This window comes from Mycobacterium sp. RTGN6, from assembly GCF_033804605.1.
Classification (GTDB): Bacteria; Actinomycetota; Actinomycetes; order Mycobacteriales; family Mycobacteriaceae; genus Mycobacterium.
The window spans coordinates 87,168-94,548 of record NZ_JAPZKZ010000001.1 but is presented as its reverse complement, the minus strand read 5'-3'; the positions used below and the strand labels follow the sequence as shown (position 1 = coordinate 94,548).

The 7,381-nt window shown below is 68.1% G+C and carries 6 protein-coding genes; 4 read left to right on the top strand and 2 right to left on the bottom strand.

The window, feature by feature from the left end:
- The first annotated feature begins 57 nt into the window (after positions 1 to 57).
- The 3 genes from SLQ33_RS00445 to SLQ33_RS00435 are packed head-to-tail and all read left to right on the top strand — an operon-like array spanning position 58 to position 2,777.
- Positions 58 to 1,743 carry a (2,3-dihydroxybenzoyl)adenylate synthase gene (locus SLQ33_RS00445; protein ID WP_319451814.1) on the top strand — a complete coding sequence of 562 codons (1,686 nt, stop codon included), beginning with the start codon at positions 58 to 60 and terminating at the stop codon, positions 1,741 to 1,743.
- Positions 1,744 to 1,802: 59 nt separating this feature from the next.
- Positions 1,803 to 2,192, top strand: a complete 390-nt coding sequence (locus SLQ33_RS00440; protein WP_319451813.1) for a TA system antitoxin ParD family protein — start codon at positions 1,803 to 1,805, stop codon at positions 2,190 to 2,192.
- 6 nt (positions 2,193 to 2,198) lie between these two features.
- On the top strand, positions 2,199 to 2,777 hold the full coding sequence (locus SLQ33_RS00435) for a zeta toxin family protein (RefSeq protein ID WP_319451812.1): 579 nt from the start codon (positions 2,199 to 2,201) through the stop codon (positions 2,775 to 2,777).
- Here the strand turns inward: SLQ33_RS00435 and SLQ33_RS00430 are convergent.
- Both SLQ33_RS00430 and hemW read right to left on the bottom strand, forming a co-directional pair.
- Positions 2,774 to 4,126 carry a salicylate synthase gene (locus SLQ33_RS00430; protein WP_319451811.1) on the bottom strand — a complete coding sequence of 451 codons (1,353 nt, stop codon included), beginning with the start codon at positions 4,124 to 4,126 and terminating at the stop codon, positions 2,774 to 2,776. The two genes, SLQ33_RS00435 and SLQ33_RS00430, sit on opposite strands and share 4 nt — an antisense overlap.
- Before the next feature lie 90 nt (positions 4,127 to 4,216).
- The gene (gene hemW, locus SLQ33_RS00425; protein ID WP_319451810.1) at positions 4,217 to 5,395 is read right to left on the bottom strand and encodes a radical SAM family heme chaperone HemW; all 1,179 of its coding nucleotides are present in this window, start codon (positions 5,393 to 5,395) and stop codon (positions 4,217 to 4,219) included.
- A 302-nt stretch (positions 5,396 to 5,697) separates the two neighbouring features.
- On the opposite strand from hemW, the gene SLQ33_RS00420 reads away from it, so the two are divergent.
- Positions 5,698 to 7,377, top strand: coding sequence for a nitrite/sulfite reductase (locus tag SLQ33_RS00420; RefSeq protein ID WP_319451809.1), 1,680 nt, complete (start codon positions 5,698 to 5,700; stop codon positions 7,375 to 7,377).
- Positions 7,378 to 7,381: the final 4 nt, after the last annotated feature.

Below are 7,381 nucleotides of genomic sequence, written 5' to 3'. Positions count from 1 at the left end.
TGATGAGGCTACCCTATGGTTGGCTGACCCGACACGCCTACCCCGAGGGGCCGAAGAGTGACCGTGACCACCCCAGAACCGACGTCCGAATCATCGGAATCCGCAGCACAATCGCCCTCGCAGTCAGGTTCCGCACCGGCCTTCGTGCCGTTCCCGCCGGACCGTGCGGCGGCCTACCGGCGGGCGGGGTTCTGGACCGGAAATCGCCTCGATTCGGTACTGCGGCACGCGGCCTCGACCTGGCCCGAGCGAGTCGCCGTGGCCGATGCCGACGGAGCCCACACGTTCTCCGAACTGGATCGGCTGGCCGACCGCGGTGCGGCGGGCTTCGCGGCGCTCGGGATCGCACCCGGAGACCGGGTATTGCTGCAGCTGCCCAACTCGAACCGGTTCGCCGTCGCGTTCTTTGCTCTGCTTCGGGCTGGCGCCATCCCGGTGATGTGCCTGCCGGGACACCGGCTCGCAGAGCTCAGCCACTTCGCCGGCGTCAGTGGCGCCGTCGCGGTGGTCATCGTCGACCAGGCGGGCGGATTCGACTTTTCCGCGATGGCCCGCGAACTGGTGGCCCAACATCCCGCGGTGCGCCACGTCGTCGTCGATGGCAGCTCAGGCTCCGGTGACGATTCCAACGTTGCGCTCGCCGACCTGCTCACCGAATCGGCGCCTGCACCGGAACTCGTCGTCGACACGTCGGCGCCTGCGCTGCTCTTGGTGTCGGGCGGCACCACCGGAGCGCCGAAGCTCATCCCCCGTACCCATGACGACTACTGGTACAACTTCTCCGCGAGCGCGCAGCTGTGCGGCCTGACCGCCGACGACGTCTACCTCGTGGCATTGCCTGCGGCGCACAACTTTCCGCTCGCATGCCCCGGCCTGCTCGGCGCCATCAGCGTCGGTGCGACGACGGTGTTCACCACGGACCCCAGTCCCGAAGCGGCCTTCGCGACGATCGCGCGCCACGGCGTCACAATGACCGCACTGGTGCCCGCGCTCGCCAAGCTGTGGGCGCACGCGTGCGAGTGGGAACCTCAGGCGCCCACCACGTTGCGGCTACTGCAGGTCGGTGGCGCCAAGCTCGGTGCCGACGACGCCCGTACCGTGCGGGCCGCGTTGGCCCCTGGGCTACAACAGGTGTTCGGGATGGCCGAGGGGCTGCTCAACTACACGAGGCTGGGCGACCCCGACGAGTTGGTCGAGCGCACTCAGGGCCGACCGCTGTCCGAGGCCGACGAACTCCGGGTCGTCGACGAAGCCGGCCACGAGGTGGCAGCGGGCGAGGAGGGCGAATTGCTCGTACGCGGGCCCTACACGCTCAACGGATACTTCAACGCCGAGCGTGACAACGAGCGCGCCTTCAGCCCGGACGGGTACTACCGCACCGGTGACAAGGTGCGTCGCTTCGCGAACGGATACCTCGAGGTGACTGGACGGGTCAAGGACGTCATCCACCGCGGCGGCGAGACGGTGTCAGCGCTCGACCTGGAAGCGCATCTGCTCACCCACTCGTCGATCTGGTCCGCAGCGGCCGTCCCGGTGCCGGACGAGTATCTCGGCGAGAAGATCTGCGCGGCAGTGGTGTTCACCGGAGCGCCGGTGACCTTGCCCGAACTCAATGCCTACCTCGACGAGCGAGGCGTGGCGGCGCACTCGCGGCCCGACGTGCTGGTGGCGATGCCCTCGTTGCCCACCACCGCGGTCGGCAAGATCGACAAGAAGGCGATCGTGGCCCACTTGACCCGCTGACCTGCTATGTAGCAATCTGCTACGCTTGTAACAGATTGCTACCTAGCAGGAGGTTGGGCATGTCCGAGGTCGCCGATCGCGTCACCCGGGTCGCTGCTGACTTGATGGACAGCGCCACGTCCGAAGGCGCTCGCCAGAGCCGCTCGGCCAAGCAACAGCTGGACCACTGGGCCCGCGTCGGACGGGCGGTATCGACCCAGCACACGGCGTCGCGCCGCCGCATCGAATCGGCACTCGCTGGCGACCTCGACACGAGCGAGTTGACCGTCGAGGAGGGCGTGGTGTTCAACGCCGAGATCTCCGCGGCCATCGAGGAAAGCCTCAGGCGCACCAACTACGGCGACGTCCTCGCCGCACGGGGCATCACGATGGTCGCCCTCAACGACGAAGGCGAGATCGTCGAGTACTGGCCGGACGGCTCGTCTTCCGCGGTGGAGGCCGAGCGCTGATCGACGGTGAAGCGCGCTGACCTCGTCGTCGGGCCAAACGGCGCCGGAAAGTCGACGTTCGTCGCGCTGACGCTCGCGCCGCTGCTGCCCCGCGGTGTGTTCGTCAATGCCGACGAGATCGCCAGGCAACGCTGGCCCGATGACCCCGTGTCACATGCCTACGACGCCTCGCAGGTCGCTGCCGAGACGCGGTCCAGACTCATCGAGCTGGGCCGCTCGTTCATCGCCGAGACGGTGTTCTCGCATCCGTCCAAGCTCGAGCTGATCCGCACTGCCCATGCCGCCGGGTACACGGTGGTACTGCACGTCGTGTTGATACCCGAGGAGCTCGCCGTCGAGCGCGTCAAGCGTCGGGTGCTGGCGGGCGGTCATGACGTGCCGGAGCACAAGATTCGGGCGCGGTACCAACGCCTTTGGACGTTGGTCGCGACGGCCATCACCCAATCCGACACCGCGACGGTGTATGACAACTCCCGCCGGGAGGGCCCGCGGATCGTGGCCCAGATGAGCGGCGGAGTCGTCGTCGGCTCGCCCACCTGGCCGGCCTGGACGCCTGAGCCGCTGAAGTCGCGCTGGCCGGACTAACCCCGTGGCACCAGATGGGGTGCCAGCGTCGTGAGCTTCTCGCAGGTCTCTTCGAACTCGCGCTCGGGCGTCGACGCCGCGATGATGCCCGCGCCGGCGCGTAGCCAGGTCTGCCCGTCGTGCTCGTAGGCGGCGCGCAACGCCAGCGCGGCATCCATCCCGCCGTCGGCCGAGAACGTCACCACCGCACCGGAATACAACCCACGCGGGCACTCGTCCAACCGCAGGATCGCGTCCACGCTCTCGGCCTTGGGGATGCCCGACGCGGTGACCGCCGGGAACAACGCCTCGAGCGCGTCCATCCGGTTCATCGAGGCGCTCAGCTGGCCACCCACCGTCGAGCCGAGATGCTGCACGCTTCCGCGCTCGCGCACGGTCATGAAGTCGGTGACCACCGCGGTACCGGGCTCGGCAACCTCGGCGATCTCCTTCAGCGAACTGCGCACCGAGATGGCGTGTTCCACGATCTCCTTGGAGTCCGATTCCAAATCGTCACGCGCAGCGAGGTCGTGGTCGCTGCCGCGGCCGAAGGCCCGGGTGCCCGCCAAGGGTTCGGTCACCACCGTGCCATCACCGTGCACCGCGGCGACCAACTCGGGACTGTATCCCAGAGCCCGAATTCCGCCTGCCCGCAACAGGAATGACCGCGCAGGCGTGTTGTGTCGCCGACCGACGCGATAGGTGGCGGGGAAGTCCAGCGCGAAGGGCACGTCGAACTTCCGAGACAGGATGACCTTCTGGTAGCTGCCAGACACGATCTCGGCGATGGCGGCGGCGACCCGCGTTCGGTAGCCCGCATGGTCGTCGCCGACGTCGACCGGTCTTGGGGCCGCCGCTACGGGAACCCCCTCGGCGAGAAGCCGTTTCACCACCCGTGTGTAACGGGTGTCCGCGTCGCCGAGACGAACCTCGGTTGCCGTGACGACGAGTTGCGTGTGTGGCTGGAAGATGCGCGCCAGCGGTGTGCCGGCCGGCAGTCGATCCTGCAGCCCGAATCGGTACGCGCCGAATTCGAACGCCACCCAGCCGTAGAGGTGGTCGGTGGCGAGCAGCAGCCGGTCGACGGCCTCGCCGAGCACCGGACCGGGGGTGCCGGTCCAGGGCTGACGCTGCACGACTTCACCCGCGACGAGCCGGAGTTCATCGCTGTCGAGTTCGATGGCCGCGCGGACGCCGCTCGCCAACGTCCATTCGCCGTCACGCTCGTAGACCAGGTATTCCTCGTCGTCCTGCTCCGGCAGCGCATTGACGATTTCGGCGATCAGATCGGCTGGCGTCACACCCGCGGGCAGCGCGAGGGCGATCGACGCGGCGTCCTCGGGGCTGGTCTCGATGCTCGTCTGCGTCACAGCAAGTTAATTTAGCCTAACCTACTAAGCCCTGGGCAGGCTACGTCGGAGTTACCCCGATCACCGTCGGCCGGCCTTCCGGGGGCGTCTTCAGTCGAGCAGGTCGCGTACGACGGCGTCGGCGAGCAGCCGACCCCGATCGGTCAGCACCAGATTGTCGGCGCGCTGCTCGACGAGCCCGTCGGCGACCGCGACGTCCGCGCGCCGCACCTCGGCCGCACCGAGCGAGGACAGCGGCAACCCCCAGCGCAGCCGCAGCCGCAGCATGACGTCCTCGACGTGTCGCGTGCCGTCGTCGAGCACCTCGAAGTCGCCAACGGGTAGTCGACCCGCCGCCAGCGATTGCGCATATGCGTTGGGGTGCTTGAGGTTCCACCATCTGGTATCGCCGACGTAGCCGTGGGCGCCTGGCCCCGCGCCCCACCACTCGCCGCCGTCCCAGTAGCCGAGGTTGTGTCGGCACTCCCCGCCGGGCCTGCTCCAGTTGGACACCTCGTACCAGTCGAAGCCGGCCTGTGACAGCCGCGCGTCGAGCAACTCGTAGCGGTGCGCGAGCACGTCGTTGTCCGGTGCCGCGAGTTCGCCCCGCCGTACCCGGCGCGCCAGCGCCGTGCCGTCCTCGATCACCAGTGCGTAGGCGGACACGTGGTCCACTCCAGCCTCGATCGCAGCGTCGACCGAGCGGCGCAAGTCGTCGTCCGTCTCCCCCGGTGTCCCGTAGATGAGGTCGAGGTTGACGTGTGCAAAGCCCTCGGCCAGGGCCTCGGCGGCGGCGGTGAGCGGCCGCCCTGGCGAATGCACCCGGTCGAGCGTGGCCAGCACGCGAGGTGCAACCGACTGCATGCCCAGCGAGATGCGAGTGAAGCCCGCGGCGCGCAGCTCGGCGAACAGCCGCGGCGACGTCGACTCGGGGTTGGCCTCAGTGGTGACCTCGGCGTCGTCGGCCAGCGTGAAGTGCGCTCTGATCCCGTCGAGCACCGCGGCGAGCCCAGCTCCGCCGAGCAGCGACGGCGTTCCCCCGCCGACGAACACGGTGCTCACCTCGGGCCGCCGCTCACCGAGCGTCGCGGCCGCCTCGGCCAACTCCAGCAGCAGCGCGGCGAGCCAGCCGTCGGGGTTGGCGCCCCCGAGCTCGGCGGGCGTATAGGTGTTGAAGTCGCAATACCCGCACCGCGTCGCGCAGAACGGCACGTGGACGTAGATGCCGAACGGCCGGCCTGGCGCACTGCGCAGCTGCGGCAATACCGCAGGCTCGGCCCGAATCGTCACCCCACGAGTGTCCCAGATGCGGTTTTACTCACGCTGAGCGCAAGTTTGTCCCGGTTAGGGCCGGTGCGGGTGTCCGTGGCACAATGGGCGACGTGACCGCCGCCCCCAGCTCCACCAGCCGCGTATCGCTCGTGGCGCGGCGGCACGTCGACTTCATGCGGGTCTGTACCTGTTGCTGTCTGCCTTGATGTCGTAGACCTGCCCACCTGTACTTTCAGCTGGCCGCCGGATCTGCGCCGCCGGACAGCCACCGGTGATAGCGCGCGACCCCAAAGCCGGCTCCTCCCTTAAGGGGCCAACCAATGACCCAGGCCGAATCCAAGCCCAAGCCCGTCAAGCGACCCAAGGGCGAGGGCCAGTGGGCGCTCGGATACCGCGAGCCGCTCAACCCGAACGAGCAGTCCAAGAAGGACGACAACCCGCTCAACGTGCGGGCTCGGATCGAGAACACCTACGCCAAGAACGGCTTCGAAAGCATCGACAAGGGCGACCTTCGTGGCCGTTTCCGCTGGTGGGGGCTCTACACGCAGCGCAAACCTGGCTATGACGGCACCTGGACCGGTGACGACAACACCGACATGCTCGAGGACGAGTTCTTCATGCTGCGCGTGCGCTGCGACGGCGGCGCGCTGACCGCGGCGGCGCTGCGCACCCTCGGCGGCATCTCCACCGAGTTCGCGCGCGACACCGCCGACATCTCCGACCGGCAGAACATCCAGTACCACTGGATCCGCGTCGAGGACATGCCCGAGATCTGGAAACGGCTCGACGAGGTCGGGCTGCAGACCACCGAGGCGTGCGGTGACTGCCCGCGCATCGTGCTCGGCTCGCCGCTGGCCGGCGAGTCGCTCGACGAGGTCATCGACGGCACCCCGGCGATCAACGAGATCGTCAAGCGCTACATCGGCAAGCCCGAGTACTCCAACCTGCCGCGCAAGTTCAAGACTGCGATCTCGGGCCTGCAGGACGTGGTGCACGAGGTCAACGACGTCGCGTTCATCGGGGTCAACCACCCCGAGCACGGTCCCGGCTTCGACCTGTGGGTCGGCGGCGGGTTGTCCACCAACCCCATGCTTGGCCAGCGGGTCGGCGCCTGGGTGCCCATCGAGGAGGTGCCCGACGTCTGGGAGGGCGTGGTCAGCGTGTTCCGCGACTACGGCTACCGCAGGCTGCGTGCGAAGGCGCGGCTCAAGTTCCTGATCAAGGACTGGGGCATCGAAAAGTTTCGGCAAGTTCTCGAGACCGAATACCTGAAGCGCACGCTGATCGACGGGCCAGCGCCCACACCCGTGGTCAGGCCCATCGACCACGTCGGCGTCCAGAAGCTGAAGAACGGACTCAACGCCGTCGGCGTCGCCCCGATCGCGGGCCGCGTGTCCGGCACGATCCTGACCAAGGTCGCCGACCTCGCCGAGGCGGTTGGCTCGGATCGCATCCGGTTCACGCCGTACCAGAAGCTGGTCGTGCTCGACGTGCCCGACGACAAGCTCGCCGAGCTTCGCGACGGGCTCAACGCGCTCGGCTTGCCCTCGACGCCGTCGCACTGGCGGCGAAACCTGATGGCGTGCACGGGCATCGAGTTCTGCAAGCTTTCGTTCGCAGAGACCCGCAAGCGGTCGCAGACCTTGGTGCCCGACCTCGAGCGGCGGCTCGAGGACATCAACGCGCAGCTCGACGTACCGGTCACCGTCCACGTCAACGGCTGCCCGAACTCGTGCGCCCGCATCCAGATCGCCGACATCGGCTTCAAGGGCCAGATGGTCGACGACGGCGACGGCCCGGTCGAGGGCTTCCAAGTTCACCTGGGCGGCAGCCTCGGTTTGGACAGCGGTTTCGGCCGCAAACTGCGCCAACACAAGGTGACGTCGGGCGAGCTCGGGGACTACATCGAGCGGGTGGTTCGCAACTTCGTGAAACAACGCGAGGACGGCGAGCGTTTCGCTAACTGGGCGTTGCGAGCAGACGAGGCGGACTTGAGGTGACGGA